The sequence below is a fragment of the Halobacillus sp. B23F22_5 genome (genome assembly GCF_043497085.1).
In the GTDB taxonomy this organism is placed as follows: Bacteria; Bacillota; Bacilli; order Bacillales; family Halobacillaceae; genus Thalassobacillus.
On record NZ_JBIEKI010000003.1, the window covers coordinates 262,348 to 282,773 of the forward strand.

Annotated in this window: 16 protein-coding genes and 1 riboswitch; of the genes, 1 reads left to right on the forward strand and 15 read right to left on the reverse strand. The window is 43.6% G+C overall.

The features are described 5' to 3' along the window. Window positions 1–7 precede the first annotated feature (7 nt). The 8 genes from ACGTN9_RS06655 to ACGTN9_RS06690 all read right to left on the reverse strand — a co-directional run bounded on the left by ACGTN9_RS06655 (window position 8) and on the right by ACGTN9_RS06690 (window position 11,189). Window positions 8–982 (reverse strand): Gfo/Idh/MocA family protein, encoded by a 975-nt coding sequence (locus ACGTN9_RS06655; RefSeq protein WP_499591570.1) that lies wholly within the window; start codon window positions 980–982, stop codon window positions 8–10. Further along, entirely contained in the window at window positions 982–2,004 is a 1,023-nt protein-coding gene (locus tag ACGTN9_RS06660; protein ID WP_499591571.1) for a Gfo/Idh/MocA family protein, read from the reverse strand. The genes ACGTN9_RS06655 and ACGTN9_RS06660 overlap by 1 nt, the downstream gene beginning before the upstream one ends. Window positions 2,005–2,020: 16 nt before the next feature. Then, complete coding sequence (locus ACGTN9_RS06665) at window positions 2,021–2,851, reverse strand: carbohydrate ABC transporter permease (protein WP_499591572.1); 831 nt, start codon at window positions 2,849–2,851, stop codon at window positions 2,021–2,023. A 22-nt stretch (window positions 2,852–2,873) separates the two neighbouring features. Beyond that, window positions 2,874–3,662, reverse strand: coding sequence for a carbohydrate ABC transporter permease (locus ACGTN9_RS06670; RefSeq protein ID WP_499591573.1), 789 nt, complete (start codon window positions 3,660–3,662; stop codon window positions 2,874–2,876). Between the two features lie 217 nt (window positions 3,663–3,879). Next, complete coding sequence (locus ACGTN9_RS06675) at window positions 3,880–5,130, reverse strand: ABC transporter substrate-binding protein (protein WP_499591574.1); 1,251 nt, start codon at window positions 5,128–5,130, stop codon at window positions 3,880–3,882. A gap of 52 nt (window positions 5,131–5,182) precedes the next feature. Beyond that, window positions 5,183–6,382 carry an ROK family transcriptional regulator gene (locus ACGTN9_RS06680; protein WP_499591575.1) on the reverse strand — a complete coding sequence of 400 codons (1,200 nt, stop codon included), beginning with the start codon at window positions 6,380–6,382 and terminating at the stop codon, window positions 5,183–5,185. Window positions 6,383–7,213: 831 nt separating this feature from the next. Next, entirely contained in the window at window positions 7,214–9,175 is a 1,962-nt protein-coding gene (locus ACGTN9_RS06685) for a fructose-specific PTS transporter subunit EIIC (RefSeq protein WP_499591576.1), read from the reverse strand. A 97-nt stretch (window positions 9,176–9,272) separates the two neighbouring features. After that, window positions 9,273–11,189: a BglG family transcription antiterminator gene (locus tag ACGTN9_RS06690; protein WP_499591577.1), complete on the reverse strand. Its 1,917-nt coding sequence runs from the start codon at window positions 11,187–11,189 to the stop codon at window positions 9,273–9,275. A 185-nt stretch (window positions 11,190–11,374) separates the two neighbouring features. Here ACGTN9_RS06690 and ppsA point away from each other — a divergent pair, with 185 nt between their 5' ends. Beyond that, on the forward strand, window positions 11,375–13,735 hold the full coding sequence (gene ppsA, locus ACGTN9_RS06695) for a phosphoenolpyruvate synthase (RefSeq protein ID WP_499591578.1): 2,361 nt from the start codon (window positions 11,375–11,377) through the stop codon (window positions 13,733–13,735). Window positions 13,736–13,780: 45 nt separating this feature from the next. On the opposite strand, the gene ACGTN9_RS06700 is transcribed toward ppsA, so the two are convergent. The 7 genes from ACGTN9_RS06700 to dhaK all read right to left on the reverse strand — a co-directional run bounded on the left by ACGTN9_RS06700 (window position 13,781) and on the right by dhaK (window position 20,412). Further along, entirely contained in the window at window positions 13,781–15,079 is a 1,299-nt protein-coding gene (locus ACGTN9_RS06700) for a (Fe-S)-binding protein (RefSeq protein WP_499591579.1), read from the reverse strand. Further along, window positions 15,072–16,475, reverse strand: coding sequence for an FAD-binding oxidoreductase (locus tag ACGTN9_RS06705; protein ID WP_499591580.1), 1,404 nt, complete (start codon window positions 16,473–16,475; stop codon window positions 15,072–15,074). Before ACGTN9_RS06705 ends, ACGTN9_RS06700 begins: the two co-directional genes overlap by 8 nt. 183 nt (window positions 16,476–16,658) lie before the next feature. Beyond that, the gene (locus ACGTN9_RS06710) at window positions 16,659–16,859 is read right to left on the reverse strand and encodes a hypothetical protein (RefSeq protein WP_499591581.1); all 201 of its coding nucleotides are present in this window, start codon (window positions 16,857–16,859) and stop codon (window positions 16,659–16,661) included. Beyond that, entirely contained in the window at window positions 16,846–17,715 is an 870-nt protein-coding gene (gene purU / locus ACGTN9_RS06715; RefSeq protein WP_499591582.1) for a formyltetrahydrofolate deformylase, read from the reverse strand. The genes ACGTN9_RS06710 and purU overlap by 14 nt, the downstream gene beginning before the upstream one ends. 188 nt (window positions 17,716–17,903) lie before the next feature. Continuing rightward, window positions 17,904–18,007: riboswitch (glycine riboswitch) on the reverse strand. A gap of 400 nt (window positions 18,008–18,407) precedes the next feature. Beyond that, a complete protein-coding gene (gene dhaM / locus ACGTN9_RS06720; protein ID WP_499591583.1) occupies window positions 18,408–18,782 on the reverse strand; it encodes a dihydroxyacetone kinase phosphoryl donor subunit DhaM in 375 nt (124 codons plus the stop codon). Window positions 18,783–18,786: 4 nt separating this feature from the next. After that, entirely contained in the window at window positions 18,787–19,407 is a 621-nt protein-coding gene (dhaL, locus tag ACGTN9_RS06725) for a dihydroxyacetone kinase subunit DhaL (RefSeq protein WP_499591584.1), read from the reverse strand. 18 nt (window positions 19,408–19,425) lie between these two features. Beyond that, a complete protein-coding gene (gene dhaK, locus ACGTN9_RS06730; RefSeq protein WP_499591585.1) occupies window positions 19,426–20,412 on the reverse strand; it encodes a dihydroxyacetone kinase subunit DhaK in 987 nt (328 codons plus the stop codon). Between the last annotated feature and the right edge of the window lie 14 nt (window positions 20,413–20,426).

Here is a 20,426-nt window from a genome sequence, read left to right on the forward strand (position 1 = left end):
AACCCTTTCAGCCATTTGTGACCGTCTGTTTTTGATCACCAGATTTGTAGGCAGACAAGGCAACCTCCAGCGCCTTCAGTCCATCTTTTCCTGTGATAGAGGGCTGGCTGCCTGCTTTTACTGACTCTACAAAATCAACAATCAATCCTTCATCCATATCATCGCCCCAAAAATCCCAATTCACGCCTTCTTTATCACTATATACATTGATCTTTTGATCGAACGCATTCACTGTCAGCGTGCCCTCTGTTCCGATAACTTCCAGTGTGACATCGCCCCAAGTCGGATAGGCATCGTTTCTGGACCAGCTGCAATCAAGCGTTGCAAATACCCCATTTTCAAAAGTCATTGTCAAAATACCGCTATCGTCGATTTGTTCTTCAGCTATTAAGTTGTCGTATTCGGCATATACGTCTGTCACTTCCGTATCCATGAACCAACGGAGCAGGTCGACGACATGGACGGTATGATCCATCACAGCTCCACCGCCCGATAATTCCTTATCGATGAACCAGCCGCCAGGGTTCGTCCCACGATTGGTTCCTTTAACAGCTAATATCCTGCCTAGCTCGCCATTATCGATGAGCTCTTTTGCCCTTTTGACAGGGGTATTATATCGGACCGGAAATGCGATTTGCAGAAACACATCGTTTTTCTGGCAACTCTCAATCATTTTGTTGGCATCCTCTACTGTAGTGGCAATCGGCTTCTCGCAAAGGATATTCTTTTTAGCTTCGGCTGCGGCAATTACATGTTCCCGATGCTTTGAATTCTCGGATGTAACGATAACTGAATCGATATCTGCAGCCAAAAGATCTTGGTAATGTTCATAAAAAGTAGTTTGATAGCTTTCTGCTGCGGCCTTACCCCTTGATGCATCTTCATCAAAAACTCCTGCAAGTTCCAGCTCCTCATGCTTTTTTATCGCATTTGCATAACTATATGCATGTCCATGGGCAAAACTTATGATTCCGATTTTCATCAAATATCCACCTCCATAAATTCAGTCGCATTCAAGTTAACAGGCTTCCCCGTATCACATGACTGCTGTGCTGCCATTGCTATTTGGATGGCATAAAAACCATCTTCCGCTGTAACAATAGGTTCGTTTCCATTTGCAATACACGTGATGAAATGCTTCAGTTCTTCGCGATAAGGATTAGAAGCCAACGGACTTTCTGGAACTGCCACTCCTGCCACTCCAGCTTCTTTTTCTCTAGAAACATGCTTCAATGGGGTATTATTAGCGCTATTGTACTCCACAATTCCTTCATTGCCTGCTACTTCAATTCCTGAGGAAAACCCTTGATGGGCCCAAGTCCCTTCTAAATGTGCCATCACGCCGTTTTTAAAGCGCAAAGTTACGAGCGCATAATCGATGCTTAGCTCATCAGCGTCTTTTCTCGCTATTTTCTTGGCAAATACCCGCTCCACCTCACCAAAACAAGCTCGAAGATAATCAAAATCATGAAGAAGCAAGTCCAAAATCAGTCCGCCGCTTTTTTCAAAGTCCCCGTACCAATTTTGCCAGGCTTTCGGAAAGGTACCGCCCCGCGTTGTCCGGACTACTGCTGGCTTTCCTAATTTTCCTGTTTCCACTATATCTTTGATACGGTTGTATTCCTGGAAAAAGCGTACGACGTGCCCAACGAACAAACTCACCTCACGATTTTTACAGTAATCAATCATTTCCCGTGCTTCCTCTACGCTCCTGGCAAGCGGTTTTTCACAGATGACATTTTTCACTTGATCAGCAGCTTTCAATGCATATTCTTTATGCAAATATGTCGGCAGGCAAATATCGATGACATCCAGATTACCAATCTTCTCCATAGCTTCCTCGAAAGAATAATATACCGATGCTTCCACTTTTGCAGCCAACTGGTCTGCCTGTTCCTTCCTGATATCTACAATCCCTGCTATTTCAACATTGTCTAAGCTGTTATAAGCTTCCGCATGTACAGTCCCCATTGTTCCTGCACCAAGTAATAATACTCTTACCATTCCTTACCTCTCCTCTCTATTCTTTAATAGCCCCAGACATAAAACCTTTAATAAAGTATTTCTGGACAAAACTGAACATCACCGCAATCGGGAACGTCGATATGACACTTGCCGCCATCATTTGATGCCAGTAAACGATGTTTTGGCCGGCAAAATCAGTCAATGCAAGACTGATCGGCCTTAAATGCGAATCTGATATAAAAATCAAAGGAATTAGCAAATCGTTCCACGCCATAATGAAGGCGTAAATACCAGCCATCGCAATCCCTGAGGCTGATAGTGGCATCACTATCTTGATAATCCCCTTGAATCGCGAACATCCATCCATAGCTGCCGCCTGCTCCAGTGTTTCAGGGACACTTTTCAAATATCCATGCAGCAGCCATACCGCCATCGGCAAGGTCAACGCACAGTTTGTGATGATTACCCCGAATAAGGAGTTTAACAGGTTATAATTCTGCGCTAATTGATACAATCCCACGATTAATACAATTGGAGAAAACATCTGTGTAACCAGTACAATAAAAAGCATGCTCTTCCTTCCGAAAAAGGAAAAGCGTGAGATTCCGTACGCTGCTGGAAACGCCAAGAGTATAGTGATGATGGCGGTGGAAGAAGCAATAATTAAACTATTGAAAAAGGGAGCGCTGAACTGATAGTCTCCTCCCCATACATCAATATAATTGCTCCATTGAGCAACTTCCGGAAACCATTCAGGCGGCCAATTGAATATCCCCTCATACGTTTGGAGGGAGGTGGACAACATGATCCAAATCGGAAATAGCATGATGATGAAAATCACCCATAAGCCGATATGGGTAGGCAGGTTCCTCAATTTTTTACTCATCGTTTTCACCTCTCATTTCCATTTAAAGTTCTTCCTGTCTCATCAATAAACGCTTGTAAAGTATCGTACATATAGTCAGAATAACGAAAATGACGACAGCAATCGCTGCACCCATCCCTAAATCAAAAGCACCGAAGGATAATTTATAAGCCTGTACGATCAATGTCTGGGTAGCGTCCACTGGCCCGCCATGAGTCATCGGCCAGATGACACCGAATGAATTGAACGTCCAAATCCCTGACATAGTGGTAGCTACCAGAATGATCGGCTTCATCATCGGAAGCGTGATACGTGTAAACTTTTGAAATTTATTCGCTCCATCCATGCTCGCCGATTCATGCAATTCGACTGGAATGGATTGAAGGCCTGCTAAGAACATCATGGCTAAAAACGGAATGCCTAACCACATATCTGTAATGGCCGTAGCAATGAAAGCCGACATTTTATTGCCAAGAAAAACATAAGGTTCCTGCAGAATATTCACCTGCATTAAGATATAATTCAACATTCCGAACTGGCCATCAAAAATCCAGCGCCAAGTCACGGCAGCAACTACCATCGGGGTAACCCAAGGAATCATTAGCAAGATCAAATATAAACGCTTAAAAGCAATATCTCTCGCAAGTAATAAAGCGATTCCCAAAGCAGCTGCCGTTTTGCCGCCAACCGATAAAGCTGTCCATAACCCCGTTCTTCCTACCGTCTCCCAAAAGGACATGGAAGTGAACAAGGTGGCATAATTCTCTAACCCAATAAATTGAACACCCAGGTCCGGGCGGGTCATAATGTTTTGAGTTAATGAAATATACAATATCCTTCCTATCGGATACGCTACCATTATAAGCAGGAATAAAATTAATGGCAGCAAATAAAAGAAAGGTGATTTTTCAGGGGAAAAATAAACACGCAAGCTTTTCTTTTTCTTGGTCCTCATATTCGACTCACTTGTTTTCGTATAAGAAGTTATTGTGAACACCCCTTTCCTGGCGTAAATAAAGGAGGCAGTTTACTACCTCCTCTATTACAAATTATTTAGGTGCGAGCTCTTTCTCTTCAATTTCTTTTACAGCATCATCCAAGACAGTTTTCGGGTCTTCCCCATCCAACGCCCTTTGGACAGCAGTTGTGATAACTTCCTGGAAGGGTTCCCATACGGCTGGCATTGGCTGCGGCTCGCCGTATTCGATCATGTCTACAAAGGTAGAGAAGTATGGATCCTCTTTAAAGAATGGATCATTCGCTTCTTCAGTTAATACCGGTAAAGAACCGTTGCTTTTATCAAACTTCTTCTGTTCTTCTAGAGAAGTCATAAATTCAATGAACTTCCATGATTCTTCTGGGTGCTCCGTTTTAGCTGACACATAAATGGAATCCGAAACTAAAACATTGGCCATCTTCTCCCCTTTTGGAAGCGGAGCGGATGCATAAGGCGTATCTTCATTATCCGGGTCCACGCCCATCAAAGCTTTACCCCATGGACCGATAACATACATAGCAATCTTTCCTTCTTTGAATAACACAGGCAACAATTCACGATTGTACTCGACAGGATTAGGCACCACTTCATGTTTCGTATAAAGGTCAGCGTAATATTCCAATGCTTCTACCGCTTCTGGAGAATTGAGTGTTACATTTCCAGCTTCATCGAAAACTTGTCCACCGTTTTGTAATAAATAGTTGAAGTACTGGGTAGTAGTAGATACATGGGCCGCTCCAGAAATAGCAAAACCATACATGCCTTCATTTTCTTCTTGTACCTTTGTCGCTGTTTCAACCAGTTCTTCCCATGTAGTAGGTGGTTCTTCGATCAAATCGGTGCGATAGATAAGTGAACGAGCAGAAAATGCACGAGGAATACCGTATATTTCATCTTTATACTGAGAAGACTTTTGCAAGGCTTCTGGATATTCTTTAATTTTTTCTGAGGCCATATCTGTTAGAGGCAGTAAAGCTTCCATATCCGCAAATGCTGTCATCCAACGGCTTCCCCCAGCAAAAATATCTGGTGAAGAGTTGCCATTAAAGCCAGTGACCAGCTTCTGATAAGCGTTGTCCCATCCGACGGCTTCCAGTTTCACTTTGATATCCGGATTTTCTTCTTCGAACCTTTTAATAATCCCCTCTACTCTCTCCCTGGTAGCTGGGTCATCAGCACCAGGCTTCAGGTAAGTGATCTCCACTGGACCGTCATCCCCACCAGTTTCTCCTTCCGACTGACCAGAACATGCTGCTAATATTAAGGCGATACCAAGCATTAACGTCGTCAATAGTTTTTTCACCTTTTGCCATCTCCTTTGTAATGTAATGATCTACCCCCAAGTTTGTATGCGCTTACAACGGTACTTCAAAAATTTCCTCTAAAGCTATAGAAGCGGCTCCTTTCAGTTGAAAATCACCTCCCAATGTGGTCGCTTGTATTTCTAAACCATCCGTGAAGATATCAAATGCAAGCCCCTTCACCTTTTCTTGTACTCGATTGATAAAGTAAGAATCTTTAGTAATAGAACCCCAGCCGATTAAAATTACTTCTGGGTTGAATAGATTCACTAAAGTTACGATACCATTCGCCATATATTCAATAGGTTCTTCCACAATACGCAGGGCCAGTTCATCCTTATTTTTAAGCGCTTTCAAAAATTCCTCTTGCGTAATGTCATCAACTGTTTTATTTCTCTCAAGCATCATTGTCGGGATTCCTTTTTCAAAATGTGTTGATAGACTTGCTTGAATAGCAGGCCAGCTTACATAATTTTCTAAGCAGCCTCTATTACCGCATTCACATAGGATGCCATTTTTATCGATGGTAATATGGCCGAACTCGCCAGCCCCTCCTTGTGAACCCCTGAATATTTTATCTTCAAAAACAATCCCAGAACCTATCCCGTCACCCATCTGAATATAAATCAAATTTTCCTTACTACCATAGTGGCCATATTTATTTTCTGCCAGAGCTATAGCGTTGGCATCGTTATCAATCCATGCTCTTAACCCAAATCGTGCTTCTACCATTTCTTTTAAGGGAAGATTGTCTAAATGCAATTTAGCATTATTACGAATAATTCCTTTCTTAGCGTCTACGATACCTGGGGTAATGATAGAAATGCCAAGACATACGGATAAATCTTCGCAAGAATCAATATAATCTTCAATTCGATCCAGCATATAGCCAATCGCATCACTATGATTCTGATAATCTCCTGAATAAACTTTTTTGTCTTTCACTTCTGCTTCCATGTTCAGTTTCCCGATCACAACATTAGAATTAGTAATCGAGACACCGAGGATGTATTTACTATCTGGAGCAAATTGAACATATACTGGCTTTCTGCCACCGCTTGATTCTCCAACCCCTCCAACCGTTACTATTCCTTCTTTAAGTAGTTCATTTACAGCAGAAGTAACTGTCGTCGGGCTTAACTTTGTTTGCTTCGCTATTTCGCTTCTGGACACAGGTCCATGTTCCCTAATAGTTTTAAGGATGATATATTGGTTGATTTCTTGCATTAGCTTCAAACCGCCAGTTTTTTTCATCGTCCCCTCCTATCCTCCCTTTTTGCTTGAACGAACTTACTTTTTCCAGTGACTTTATTAAGTTATGGTTTTACTATAACACTTCTCTTTTTAAAAATAAATGAATTTTTTGAATTTTTAAATAGAAAATAATAGAAACCTATATTGTACATTCCCAGGAGAACCAGGAAACTTTCTTTATCGCCTCATAGACGGACTAAATTATTTTACGTACGCAATATTTTTTGAGCAATTTTTGGCAGAATCTGGGGGGGCGTGTGGGTCGCATAAATAATCCTTGTACAAATAATCGTCTGTATGGGTAGATACAGAAGAATTTTTCCAGCTAAAGAATATAAGAAAACAATAGCACAAGAACAAAATAAAAATTAACCTTAAAAATCCCTCACCAAATGCTTTGATGAGGGATTTCCTGTCTATTTATAGAGGTATCATATCGGTTATAATCTATTATTTTCTAAGATAAAAACAGTTGATCCATGAGAACAAGAAAGCCGCCAAGGTAACCAATGATAGCAACAATTGTTAAAAATACTATCCCTAATACTCTAAAGATGCGCTCCATTCTGCTTGACTCCCTTCTATTAATCTAATGTAACTTAAACGTCATATTAGTAATATTTCCGCAATAATGTCAAGTTAAACACATTCTTCTTTGCTCAGAATAAAACCCCGGGACATCCATAAAATGGATGTCCCGGGGTTAATATCTATGTCTCTAGTACATCACCTAATTCTTTTAAAGAGTACCAGTGCTCAACGAGGATGATAAAAATTTCCACGATGGAAAAAAGGAAAAGCGAGCAGACATCTAATCTGCTCGCTTACTCTTTATCGTATTGTTTCCAACAACTTATATGCTTCTTCCCTCGTCTTCACATTCAGCAACTCTTCCCTAAACTTCTCATCCATCAATCGACGGGACAGCATTTGCAGGATCTTCAAATGGTCGTCGCCCTGGCGTTCTTTTGGTACAGCGATCATGAAGATGAGTTTAGCATCGGTTCCATCCATGCTGTTCCAATCAACACCATCACGTTTAATACCAAAAACGACGGCTGGCTTTTTGACGACAGATGATTTTCCATGAGGAATAGCTATGTTCATGCCAAGTCCAGTGCTGCTTTCCTGTTCACGATCCAAAATCGCTTGTTTGAAATCTGCTTGTGAATCGAGTACATCTTGTGCATTCAACGTACCAATCAATTCATCAATAACGTCATCACGAGTCGTTCCTGCCAAATCGATATTGATCAATTCAGGTGTGGTGATATCCGTCAGTTTGGTGATTTCTTTTGGCTGTTCCAATTTTTCCGTTCCAGCCGTAGGACCGCCAGTTGCAGTACCAGCCTCTACCGGCTCGTCAGCAGCAGTTGCTTCCCCGGCTGGTACGCCTGCTGCAGCCACGTCTTTTTTCAGGAAGTTGACCATGAACGCAGTGACAACAACCCCAACAGCAATTGCAACAAAAAACATTAACACATTATCAACTGCACCTAGTACCGCTACGATTGGTCCACCGTGAGCTACACGGTCACCTACACTGCTTAACATCGCGATAACCGACCCTGTCATCGAACCGACAACAATACTCGGAATAACGCGGAGCGGATCCTGGGCCGCGAATGGAATTGCGCCTTCTGTGATACCGAATAATCCCATCGTGAACGATGCTTTACCAGTTTCACGCTCGGCCTGCTGATATTTCTTTTTGTTGATAAATGTCGCAAGTCCCATGCCAATCGGCGGGATAGCGATAGCGGCAGCGATCGGTCCCATGATCTCGTAGTTTCCTTCTCCAATCATGGCAGCCCCGAATAAGAAGGCAACCTTGTTAAACGGACCACCCATATCGACTGCAATCATAGCCCCAAGAATCATGGCCAATACGATCGAACTTGTACCTTGCATGCCTTCGAGCCAAGCGGTAAGTCCTTCGAATATACTTGCAACTGGAGCACCAATAACAAAGATAAATAACAACCCGACTGTCAATGACCCTAATATTGGAATAAAAATGATTGGCATGACCGGCTGGACAGCCTGTGGCACTTTAATTTTCTTGATAGCCAATACAACATACCCAGCAAGGAAACCAGCAATGATACCACCAATGAACCCTGCTCCTGCTTCACTTCCATAAAAGCTTCCGTCAGCGGCAATATAACCACCGATAATACCTGGCGCCAGACCTGGCCGATCCGCGATACTATAGGCAATAAATCCAGCTAGAATCGGTACCATGAAGGTGAATGACGCGCCGCCTAACGCTTCAATCTGTTTCCAGAAGGAATCCTCTGGAATCTTAAGGCCTCCAGGTGTCTGCTCGCCTCCAAGTGCTAAAGCAAGCGCTATCAAAAGCCCCCCGACAACGATGAACGGAATCATATACGATACACCATTCATCAAGTGGCGGTAAATTGGATTTTCTTTTTCCTTCTTTTGTTTCTTCACATCCGCTGCAGAAGCCATCCCTGCCTTGTAAACGGATACATTTCCTTCCTGAATACGTTGAATCAACGTTTTTGGATCACGAATCCCTTCCTGGACCCCTACGACAACGAGCTTTTTCCCGATAAAACGTTCTTTGGAAACTTCTTTGTCACTGGCAATGATGATGCCGTCTGCTTCCTCGATATCTTTATCAGTCAGCGCGTTCTCGACACCGATGGAACCCTGTGTCTCAACTTTGATATCAACGCCCATTTCTTCTCCTGCTTTTTGCAAGTTTTCAGCAGCCATATAAGTATGAGCGATTCCAACTGGACACGCGGTTACAGCTAGTATTTTCATATGTTTCCACCCCACTCTTTTTATTTGTAACCTTATGATACGACATTTTTAGCCATAAAAAATAATTCATTTTTACCGGAGCTACGGTAAAAATGAATTATTGATCGAGCAGCCATATGACTTCCGCGGCATCTCCTGCTCCTGTCAACTTATGGACTAATTCAGGGTTTTCACTAATAGTTGATATCGCCTGGATAAGCGATTTCGTCATCGCCTGGTCTACTTTTGCAATCGCCAAAAGAAACACAACCGACACCTGTTCCCTACCCCATTCTAACGGTTTTCGCAGAACAGCGATAGCAACGGTGGATCGATGCACTTCTTCAGAATGGGCATGGGGAATGGCGATGCCGCCACCGATGGATGTCGCCGAAGAACGCTCTCTGGCTAACGCGCTATGCGGGAAAACCGAGGTTACCCTTCCTTGTTCCATCAAACCATTGGCAAGGAGTTCGACAACTTCAAACCGGTGCTCCTGCTCGACTCCAAGATAAATGAATTTTTCATCAAGCAGCTCGACGAGCACGTCCATTGCCTGGGCATCCTGTATGTCATTTTCCATTGATTGTAAAAATTCATCCAGACGTTTTTTATCTTGAACTTCTAACAACGGGGAAACAACAAGGTTGGGAGCATTGCCTTCCGGAAGCGGCTTGGTAGAGATAATTAAATCAACCGAATGCTCCTGCAGCGTTTCATCCACCTGCCATTCCCCTACAGCAGCTACTACATCAAAGCCTGTATAAGACTGTTCAAGTTTTGCCTGCAGCAAGTGGGACATGCCGACACCAAGATCACAAACGATCAGCACTTTTTTCGCTTGATTCCGTTTTTTATGCAGCCTTTCGACGGCTGCCTGGAAATGAAGTACCAGGTAAGCCGCTTCTTCTTCCGGAAAAGTAAGATTATATTCGGTTTCTACCTCTTCAAGCGCAAGCATGACCATACTGAACATGTAGGGATACTTTTTCTTAATTTCACTAAGCAGCGGATTTTGGATCGTGAACCCAAACCGGATTCGGCTGATCGTCGGTTCCATATGAGTATGAAGCCCAGCCATTAACGTCTGATCGGCAGAAAAATCAACCAGCGTAAGCTTCTGTAATTTTGATGTCAATGCATCAACGATTTCCGTTACCCCGGATCCCTTTTCTTGTTTGAATGGATGGTGGGTTCCTTTGCTGCTTAATAAATGTAACGCAAAATACACCCGTTCTTCCTCTGGAAACTGCATCTTGAGAGTCCGTTCCAACCGCTTCAAAAACCAGGTCGCTATCCCGTATTCTTCTGTCTCTGCAACATCAGCTCCCTCGGCGCTTTCCAGCTGAATCGGCGCACGCTGGGCCGTGCGTTTGATCATGACTAAGGCATGAATCAGGAGACTTTCGAAATCTCCATTTCCCGTAAGTACGGAAAAATGGTGCTGCATTTCCTTGAGAAACTGACGGACGGTGTTCACCTCAAACGGAGGAAACAAGTTTATTATCTCCTTATTTTTCCCCTTACTAGAGGAGACAAGTTCCGGGAGACGAGCTAACGCATTCCGTTTCTGCAGCTCCCCGCCCTCGATGATATGACCGAGGCGCTGTCTGGAGATCAACGCAAGGTCAAACCGTTCAAGCCAGCGGGCAATCAAGGCTAAATCATTTTTGATTACATTTTTATTGACGTAATACGTATCAGCCAATTGCGTCAAGGTGACAGGCCGGTCATTGACCAGCAAATGGTAGGTTATTTCAAGCAGGCGGTCTTCGGAAGACTTTGTTTCCGAGCGGTAAAGCTGGTCAAACAACTGAGACTTCTCGTCTTGTTTAATAGATAAGCGGACGCCAAGTCCAGGCTTACGGATAAGTGAAGCGGCTGGATAGGCTTGCAAAAAATCCTCCACTGCTTTCATATCATTGCGCACGGTTTTTTCTGAACAATCAAGTTCAGCCGCAAGTTCCTTCACCTGCTTGTATCCGCCGGAGTGCAACGCTAAGATTCGTATCAATTCTTTTTGTCTATCGTTCATGCCAACCACCTGCTGCCTTCCTTTGAAATCATTTTCATTCTACCCCATAGCAAGGCAATCAACAAATGACAGTCTCTTCATCTATCAAAAAATGATCATTATCGTCATAAAAACAAATTTAAGTATGACACTATATAACAAATGTGTTATACTAAATTGCAAATCCGATATGGAGGAGATAAAAATTGACTAAGCAGCCGTACATTCGTTGGTTTGAAGAAATCCACAAGGAAGACATTCCCCTCGTAGGTGGCAAAGGTGCTAACCTGGGTGAATTGATAAACGGAGGTGTCAAGGTCCCTCCTGGTTTTTGTGTCACTGCTAAAGCATACAGTGACTTTATTGCAGAGCGTAACTTGGATAAGTACATACTCGAGTTGATCAACGGGCTGGATATTGAAAATCATGAACAGCTTCAAATCACGAGTGCTGAAATCCGAAACTTGATCCTAAAAACAGATATTTTAGAGCCGATCGACAAGGAAATCCGTGAGGCATACGCACAATTTCAACAGAATCTTCAAGTGGATGACCTGTATGTAGCGGTCCGGAGTTCTGCCACAGCCGAGGATTTACCGGAAGCTTCCTTCGCTGGACAGCAGGATACTTACCTTGAAATTGAAGGAATTGCAGAAGTCATTCACCACATAAAAAAATGCTGGGCCTCTCTATGGACGGCACGTGCGATCTACTATCGTGAAAAACAGCATTTCGACCACTTTGATGTCGCGTTATCCGCTGTCGTTCAGAAAATGGTGAACAGTAAAAAAGCAGGAGTTTTGTTCACCTCGAATCCGATAACAGAAGACCATAACCAAATGATGATCAATGCCAGCTGGGGATTGGGTGAATCCGTGGTATCAGGTATGGTTTCTCCGGATGAATACATCGTTGATAAAAGAGACAACAAGGTAATCGAAAAACATATTGCCACGAAAAACTTTTTGATCGTGAAGAATGAAAAGTCCGTTGGAACTACCAAAGTTGCTGTTAAGGAATTTTTAGGGGAGGATCTCGTAACCGAACAGTGCCTGACGGAAACCGAAATCGACCAGCTCTCCACCGATGCCCTTCGTATTGAAAGGTTATACAACTCCCCGCAGGATATTGAGTGGGCGATAGATAGCGACACAAATGAACTATATATTCTACAGGCACGGCCGATCACCACATTAAAAGAGGAGGAAACAAATGTGATAGAACAAGCGCAAGCTGAATCAAATCGAGTATCACTATTACGTGGACTGGCTGCTTCTCCAGGAACGGGGAGTGGAAAGGTAAGAAAGATTAAAGATATCACGGAGATTTCCAAGGTGGAAGATGGGGATATTTTAGTTACCATCATGACGAATCCCGATATGATGCCTGCCATGAAAAAAGCAGCAGCTGTGGTTACAAATGAAGGTGGACGAACGTGCCACGCAGCCATCGTGTCACGGGAATTCGGCATCCCTTGTATCGTCGGATCAAACAACGCAACTGAAGTGCTGGCAGAAGGAATGGAAGTAACCGTTGATGCGACCCGTGGTGTAGTCTATCAGGGAATTATGGAAGAAAAACAAGAAACCAAGAATGATAGAAACATAGAATCATCTTCAAGCGAGCAAGTCAACCTGCACCAACTGGCCCCAATTACGGGCACGAAAGTTTATATGAACCTTGGGGAGCCTGATTTAATCGGCAAGTACAAGAATCTCCCTTTTGACGGAATCGGTTTGATGCGTACGGAGTTCATTTTCACTCACCTGGTCGGTGCCCATCCGATGTACCTGTTAAAGAACGGTGAAGAAAAACAATTTATCGATAAAATGGCGGAGGGAATTACGAAAGTAGCCCAGGACATCTATCCAAAGCCAATCGTCGTTCGTCTAAGCGACTTCCGCTCGAATGAATTCAGGGGTTTAAAAGGCGGCGAGGAAGTTGAACCGATTGAAGCCAATCCAATGATCGGCTGGCGCGGGGTTTCCCGTTACATTTCCCCTGAATACGAGGAAGGTTTCCGTTTGGAATGCCGTGCCATTAAAAAAGTCCGCGACGAATACGGTTTAATCAATGTCTGGACGATGCTTCCTTTCGTCCGCACGACCTGGGAAGTAGAACGCGTCAAAGAAATCATGGCAGAGGAAGGTCTGAAGCAGGATCAGCAGTTCAAAATATGGATCATGGCAGAAGTACCATCTGTTATCTTTCAAGCTGAGGATTTCGCTCAGTTGGTCGACGGGTTCAGCATTGGAAGTAATGACCTGACCCAGTTGATCCTGGGGTCTGACCGTGATTCTGGCATTCTGAACACGATGGGATATTTCGATGAGCGCAACCCGGCAGTCAAACAAGCGATCAAAATGTTGATTCATGCCGCACATAAACATGATAAAACCGTCTCGATTTGCGGGCAGGGTCCATCTCTGTATCCTGAATTTACCGAATTCCTGATCCAGGAAGGGATTGATAGCGTAAGTATCAACCCGGATACGGTGGCCGATACAAGAAGGCTGGTAGCATCTGTTGAACAGCGCTTAATTTTGAATAAATTAAGATCTATATAATAGAAGAAACTAGTAAAGCGCCCATTATTTTGGGCGCTTTTTTCATTATTTAACGCACGGTTCTGCCTCTAGCAAAAGATCAACCAGGTGAACTGCATCCATGGTTTCCGTAGTACCTTCACGCTCGATTCCAAGCTTCATCTGCAATAGACACCCTGGATTGGTAGTAATAATAGATTCTGGCTGCGTACCGCAAACATCTTTCATTTTCACATCCAATATATTCATGGAATCCTCATAATTGACAATATTATAGATTCCAGCGGATCCACAGCAAAAGTCCGGCCTGTCCAATTCTTTCAACGTAATTCCGGGTACTTTTTTGATTAATTCCAGTGGTGGAGTTTTAACACTTTGCACATTGGTCATATGACAGGAAGGCTGATAGGTTACCGTACGGTTAATCGTTTTAGTGAATTCCAGCCCTTCCACTTCTACTAGAATCTGCGAGATATCTTTCACTTTTGAAACAAATCGCTTCGCTCGTCCGTACCAGTCGGACCCTTCATCAAATAAATGATGGTACTCGATCAAACGAGCGCCACAGCCTCCAGCATTGTTGATGATATAATCGACATCCTCTTCCTCAAATGCTTCGATATTACGTTTTGCCAATTCTCTGGAGTCGTCGATTTTACCTGAGTGCGCATGAAGAGCCCCGCAGCACGTCTGTTGTTCGGGCAGTAAGACTTCCAGCCCACTTCGCAGTAAGAGTTCAATGGTATTTTGATTGGTTTCAAAAAATACCCCGTCCATCACACAACCGGTAAAAAAAGCAACTTTAGCTGTCGCTGGCCCATCAGGTTTATAGTGGTTTACACGCTTTGCCCGCACTTTTGGGGAAGGTTGTTTCGGTATGACTTGTTCAAATTTATCTAAATGAAGGGGAGCTGCTTTTGTGATAGATAACCGGTTGGCAAGAGATTGCAGACCGGTTGTTTGATAAAACCAGGTTAAGTTTCCTAAGAAGTTCATCCAGTTTTCAGAGGGAAAGAATGACTCGAATAAAAAGTCCTCTATTTTACTTTGCTTCCCTGACGCGGAACGTTGGTCCTCTATGACTTCTTTGGCCCCTTCTAAAATCTGCCCATATTGGACATTGGTCGGACAAACAGTGGTACATGCCATGCAGCCCAGACACTTTTCAATCGGTTCTCGTAAATCTTCAACCGAGGCTTTATCTTCTGCCACCAGCTTTACCAAATTGATACGCCCTCTTGGCGAATGGGTTTCCCGTTCCATCGTTTCATAGGTCGGGCAGGCTGGCAGACAATAGCCGCATTGCACACAATCAAATGTTTTATCATAATTTATTTTTTCCTGAAGAGTCTGCACATCAATCATCCGTCAACACCAGCTTTTGCCCTTTTTCTGCAAATATCTTACCCGGATTCATGATATGGTTCGGATCCCAGCTGTCTTTGATCCGCTTCATCATTTCCACTCCGATGGCTCCTAGTTCATTTTCCATAAAAGGAGCTTTCATCGTACCGATTCCGTGCTCGCCGGATAAGATTCCGCCAAGGTCGATGGCTGCTTCAAAAATCGCTTCTACCGCTTGCTCTACCCGTCGCATTTCTTCCTGGTCTCGTTGATCGCATAAAATATTGGGATGTAGATTGCCATCGCCGGCATGCCCGAAAACGACTAGCTCTACGGAGTACTTTTCTTTGATTTCACTTAAGCGATCCATCATGTCTGGAATTTTACTGCGAGGTACGGTAGCATCTTCTGAAACTTTCGTAGGTTTGATTTTAGCGATGGCTGGAGAAACTTGTTTTCTAGATTTCCAGATTTGATCAGCCTCTTCTTTCGTTTTCGGAATAACAATATCCTTCGCACCGATTTCACTCATAATCTCCCGGACCAGCCCGGTTTCTATGTCGAGCGTCTGAGGGTGTCCATCGAGTTCAATGATAACGATGGCAGCAGCATCAATTGGAAGGCCAGCAGGCTGAAAGCTTTCGACAGCACGGATACAAGCCTGGTCCATGATTTCCATTTTAGATGGTAAAATTCCTGAAGTTAACACTTGGGATATCGCCTGGCCGGCAGTCCGAACCTCACCAAAAGCCACCATGATCGTCTGAGTCGCCTTCGGTTTCGGCACCAGCTTCAAAGTAGCTTCAGTTATAACGCCAAGGGTACCCTCTGATCCAACAATCAACTTTGTCAGGTCATAGCCCGTTACGTTTTTGATCGTCTGCCCTCCTGTTCGGATAATTTCCCCTTCCGGTGTCACCAATTCAAGCCCTAAAACATGGTCTTTAGTTACGCCATACTTAAGCCCGCGCGGTCCTCCTGAATTTTCTGCGAGATTGCCGCCGATTGTTGCGACATGGGCGCTGCTTGGATCAGGAGCATACATCAGTCCGTGTTTTTCCGCTTCTTTATTGATATTAGCAGTCAATACGCTGGGAGATACGTTGACGGTAAGGTCCTCTACGTGAAGATCAATATTTTCCGGCCACTGTGAGAGGTCGAGCACTATTCCTCCATGCACCGGCAACGGTCCGCCACTCAGACAGGTTCCCTGACCCCGGGGATAAACCGGCACCTTGTATCGGTTGGCGATGTGCATAACATGGACGACTTCTTCTTTACTTTTTGCTTGTACCACCACCTCAGGTAAATGCTCCCCGAAAGAAGCATCAAAACTATAACTATATCGGTCTGCTATATCGGTTAATATGCGTTGTTCGGGAATATAATCTTTTAAAGCCTGCAGCCAATCACTCATACCTCCACACTCCTACTGTCAAAATATTCTGTACCCTTATTGTATAATGAGTTGGTGACAGGTTTCCAATTTGCACATCCAAAACCAGACAGTTTTTGTCGAAGCTGCCTCTTTTTTCTCGCCATGTGTCGTTTTAGTCTATTTATATAGCTTCTGATCAAACGTTTGATCAACAAGCATTATTTAGGCAAAATCACGGACTGAGCTTCTTTCTTTTATAACCATATCACCTCTAATATCTAAAGTTACTGAAATAGTGCTAACCATGACAAATTGAAAAGTAAGCAAAGCACCTATATGTTGCAGAGCTTTGCTTGCTTTTAAGGAATGATTTACTTTTTCAGCGGCCTTAACACCAGCACGCCAGCTATCAGGTAAATACAATCGTCTTATTACCGTGAACAATGATTCTATCTTCCAGCTGCCAGGACACCGCTTGAGCAAGTACACTTCTCTCTACATGACGACCGGATGTTTTCAGATCCTCCGCTGTATAGCGGTGATCTACTTGCTGTACGTCTTGATGGATAATCGGACCTTCATCGAGATCATTGGTAACAAAGTGAGCAGTCGCCCCGATTAACTTGACGCCACGGTTAAATGCCCGCGCATAAGGATTAGCCCCTACAAATGCCGGTAAAAATGAATGATGGATGTTAATGATCTGATTTGGAAAGTGGGAAATAAAATTTGGGGAAAGAATTTGCATATATCTTGCCAGGACAATGAAGTCTACTTTCCCTTTCATCAATTCCAAAGCTTGCTGTTCAACCTGCGCCTTAGTTTCCTTCGTCACTGGAAGATAATAATAAGGGATACCATAAGACTCGACTTCCTCTTTCAAATCCGGGTGATTGCTAATAACCATCGGAATGTCTACCGGAAGTTCGTTTGACCGCCATCGCCAGATCAGCTCCATCAGGCAATGGTCCATTTTTGAAACAAAGATGGCCATTCGTTTTCGTTTTTTACTACTGTTTAACTGCCATTCCATAGGATATTCTTCGGCTAACCCATGTATGTCCTCATTTATTTTCTCAAAAGAATTATCATAGTCCTTCAATTCAAACTCAACTCGCATAAAAAAAATGCCATCCTGAGGATCTGTTGTATGCTGATCGAATGTAACGATATTTGCACAGTGATCAGCCAATATACTCGTTACATCTGAGATAATACCCGGTTTTTCCGGACAAGTAATTAATAACCTCGCTCGATAACTATTTCCATTTGTATTCACTGTACTTCCTCCTTAGATAAATTGTTTTAAAGATTGCAAGTATTACCATTTTCTGCATACAAAAAAGGACAGAAAAAGGTAGTGTTCTACCCTTCTCTGTCCTTTCACCTGAGAGTTTAAGCTTCATTATACATACGAAGTCTTCCCCTTTGGTGGCGTAAATCATTCATACGCGCTCTCCAGAGATGCGTCACGCTGCAGTTCTTTATACCTGAGAGATTGGCTCCAAGGGTTATTTTTGGAATTTGCTCCTTCGGCGGCAGCTTCATCCTGCCTCTCCTACAACGATCATCCGCTTTTTAAATTTTAATTATTTTCAGATTAATCGGTTGACAAGAGAATGTCAAGCTGCATGTAAGCGTTAGCATTATTCCGGTGAGCCTTTACTCTTATTGTTTTCGTTTAAGCAAAAGAAACGCTAACAGACTTCCTATTCTGGTAAATGTAAAAATCCGTTTTAAAGAGAGTGAAGATTAACATTATGGTCCTGTTCAATGATTGTCATCTGTAGAAATTGGTAGAGGTATATCCTCATATCATTTGCTGCCATTTCTGCTTATTGAGGATAGTTAAGGTTTAAAAATTGATGTAACGTTCATAGTAGAAAAAAAGTAAAAGAGTAGCGGTTAATATGACTCATAAATTAATTGACCCCGGAGCCCTCCAAATATTAGAGGGCTCCGGGGTAGCTTTTACTTAAACTCTTTATCCAAGGCTTTCACGATTTCCTTAAGCGACCTTCCCATACTCGCTTCCACAGCTGCCAGATAAGCACCTTCCAAAACAGGCGCTTCCGCCAGTTGAACATTTTCCAGTTCCAACATTTCAATTGCTATTTCAGCATTCATTTTTGCACTTCCTAAATCATACAATACGATTACACCCTGATCATTATGGACATTCTGGATGGCGGCCTGGATTTTCTCAAGACTGGTGCCAATTTCCCCATCTTCCAGCCCGCCTGCCGCTACAACAGTAACCTCTCCTACTGCCTGGTCCACGATATCTTTTATGCCTTCGGCTACTTTCTCACTGTGAGAAATAATTACAATCCCTACACTTGCCATATGTTTATCCTTCCTCCTCAATCGTATCTGCCAGTGCATTGAATATATAATAGGAAGAAACTGATCCAGGATCCAAGTGTCCTTTGGAACGCTCTTTCAAATAAGCAGCCCTTCCTTTGGTGGCCACGATATCTTTAGTAGCTTCCATGGCTGACTTGGCGCGATCACGAATAAGCCCGGCGTCAAAGTCCTCAGCTTTTTTCAAATGGTCTGCCACAGGTGACCAGACATCGATCATCGTTTTTTCTCCTTCTTCTGCTTTGCCGCGTTGTTTGATGCCCGCTACTGAATCTTCCAACGCTTTAACAAAAACTTCATACGATACAGTATCTTCACCTTTGACTGCCATCGACATTTTCAAAAATGCAGTGCCGAACAATGGACCGGAAGCTCCTCCTACTTTTGACATCAACGTCATCGCTGCGTCTTTCCATACGTCTGCGACTTGCTCATAAGCAGACCCTTCTATTTTTTTGATGACCTCATCAAAACCTCTGGCCATATTGATGCCATGGTCCCCGTCTCCGATTGCCTGGTCTAATTCAGATAAATAATCTTTATTTTCCTGGATTTTTTCATTACTTTTCGAAAGCCAATTCAATGCTTGTTCGACTGTGAATCTCATAAGTTTCCCCTCCTATCATCAAACTCGAAATGCCGGCGCATTCGATGGGCTGTCCAGTAATTCTTTCATTTCGTCGTCCAATTTCAATAAAGTCACGGAGCACCCCGCCATTTCCAAGGAAGTCATGTACTCACCGACGAATGTTTTATAGGTCTTTACCCCTTTTCCCTGCAAAATTTCCTGAACTTTTCGATTGACCAGATGAAGTTCCATTTCAGGAGTCGCCCCGAGTCCATTCACCATTACAGCTACTTCGTCTGATTCTGACAACTTCAGGTCTTCCAGAACATGATTCGTGAGTTCAGTTGCGATTTCATCGGCTGAAGCGAGTGGTTTCCGTTCTATACCTGGCTCCCCATGGATACCGATGCCAACTTCCATTTCACCTTCTCCCAGTTCAAAACTAGGATTACCTGATGCCGGCATAACGCATGGGCTCAACGCAACGCCCATCGTGCGCACATTAGCAATCACTTTTTCAGCGGCATTTTTCACTTCCTCCAGTGAAGCACCTGCCTCCGCCATCGCACCGGCAATTTTATGGACAAAAATCGTGCCGGCAACTCCACGGCGCCCCTCCACATCATCGATAGAGACATCGTCATTGACGACGACCTGTGCCACATCAATTCCTTCTGCTTCGGCAAGCTCTGCTGCCATATCAAAATTCATTACGTCGCCGGTGTAATTTTTGATGACGAGCAACACCCCGGAACCCCCATTGACTGCCTTGATCGCTTCAAATACCTGATCCGGTGTCGGAGAAGTGAATACTTCGCCAGCAACGGCGGCATCAAGCATCCCCTTTCCTATGTATCCGGCATGGGCTGGTTCATGGCCGCTGCCTCCACCGCTGACAATGCCTACCTTATTTTGAACAGGAGCGTCTTTTTTTGTTACAACGTTAGTATCAGGAATCCGCTTGATTTGGTCCGGGTATGCGGCAACTACTCCATCCAGCATTTCGGTTACAACTTGATTCGGATCGTTGATGATTTTTTTCATAAATAGCCCCTCCT

Bases quoted from the DNA above. Each gene is read 5' to 3' on its own strand.
- dhaK (WP_499591585.1), bottom strand. From the start codon at position 20,412: ATGAAAAAAATCATCAACGATCCGAATCAAGTTGTAACCGAAATGCTG.
- ACGTN9_RS06680 (WP_499591575.1), bottom strand. From the start codon at position 6,382: ATGAAAAAAACTGGCGGTTTGAAGCTAATGCAAGAAATCAACCAATAT.
- ACGTN9_RS06700 (WP_499591579.1), bottom strand. From the start codon at position 15,079: ATGATTGATGTGCAGACTCTTCAGGAAAAAATAAATTATGATAAAACA.
- ACGTN9_RS06690 (WP_499591577.1), bottom strand. From the start codon at position 11,189: ATGAACGATAGACAAAAAGAATTGATACGAATCTTAGCGTTGCACTCC.
- dhaM (WP_499591583.1), bottom strand. From the start codon at position 18,782: ATGGCAAGTGTAGGGATTGTAATTATTTCTCACAGTGAGAAAGTAGCC.
- ACGTN9_RS06660 (WP_499591571.1), bottom strand. From the start codon at position 2,004: ATGGTAAGAGTATTATTACTTGGTGCAGGAACAATGGGGACTGTACAT.
- ACGTN9_RS06655 (WP_499591570.1), bottom strand. From the start codon at position 982: ATGAAAATCGGAATCATAAGTTTTGCCCATGGACATGCATATAGTTAT.
- ACGTN9_RS06705 (WP_499591580.1), bottom strand. From the start codon at position 16,475: ATGAGTGATTGGCTGCAGGCTTTAAAAGATTATATTCCCGAACAACGC.
- dhaL (WP_499591584.1), bottom strand. From the start codon at position 19,407: ATGAGATTCACAGTCGAACAAGCATTGAATTGGCTTTCGAAAAGTAAT.
- ACGTN9_RS06685 (WP_499591576.1), bottom strand. From the start codon at position 9,175: ATGAAAATACTAGCTGTAACCGCGTGTCCAGTTGGAATCGCTCATACT.
- ACGTN9_RS06665 (WP_499591572.1), bottom strand. From the start codon at position 2,851: ATGAGTAAAAAATTGAGGAACCTGCCTACCCATATCGGCTTATGGGTG.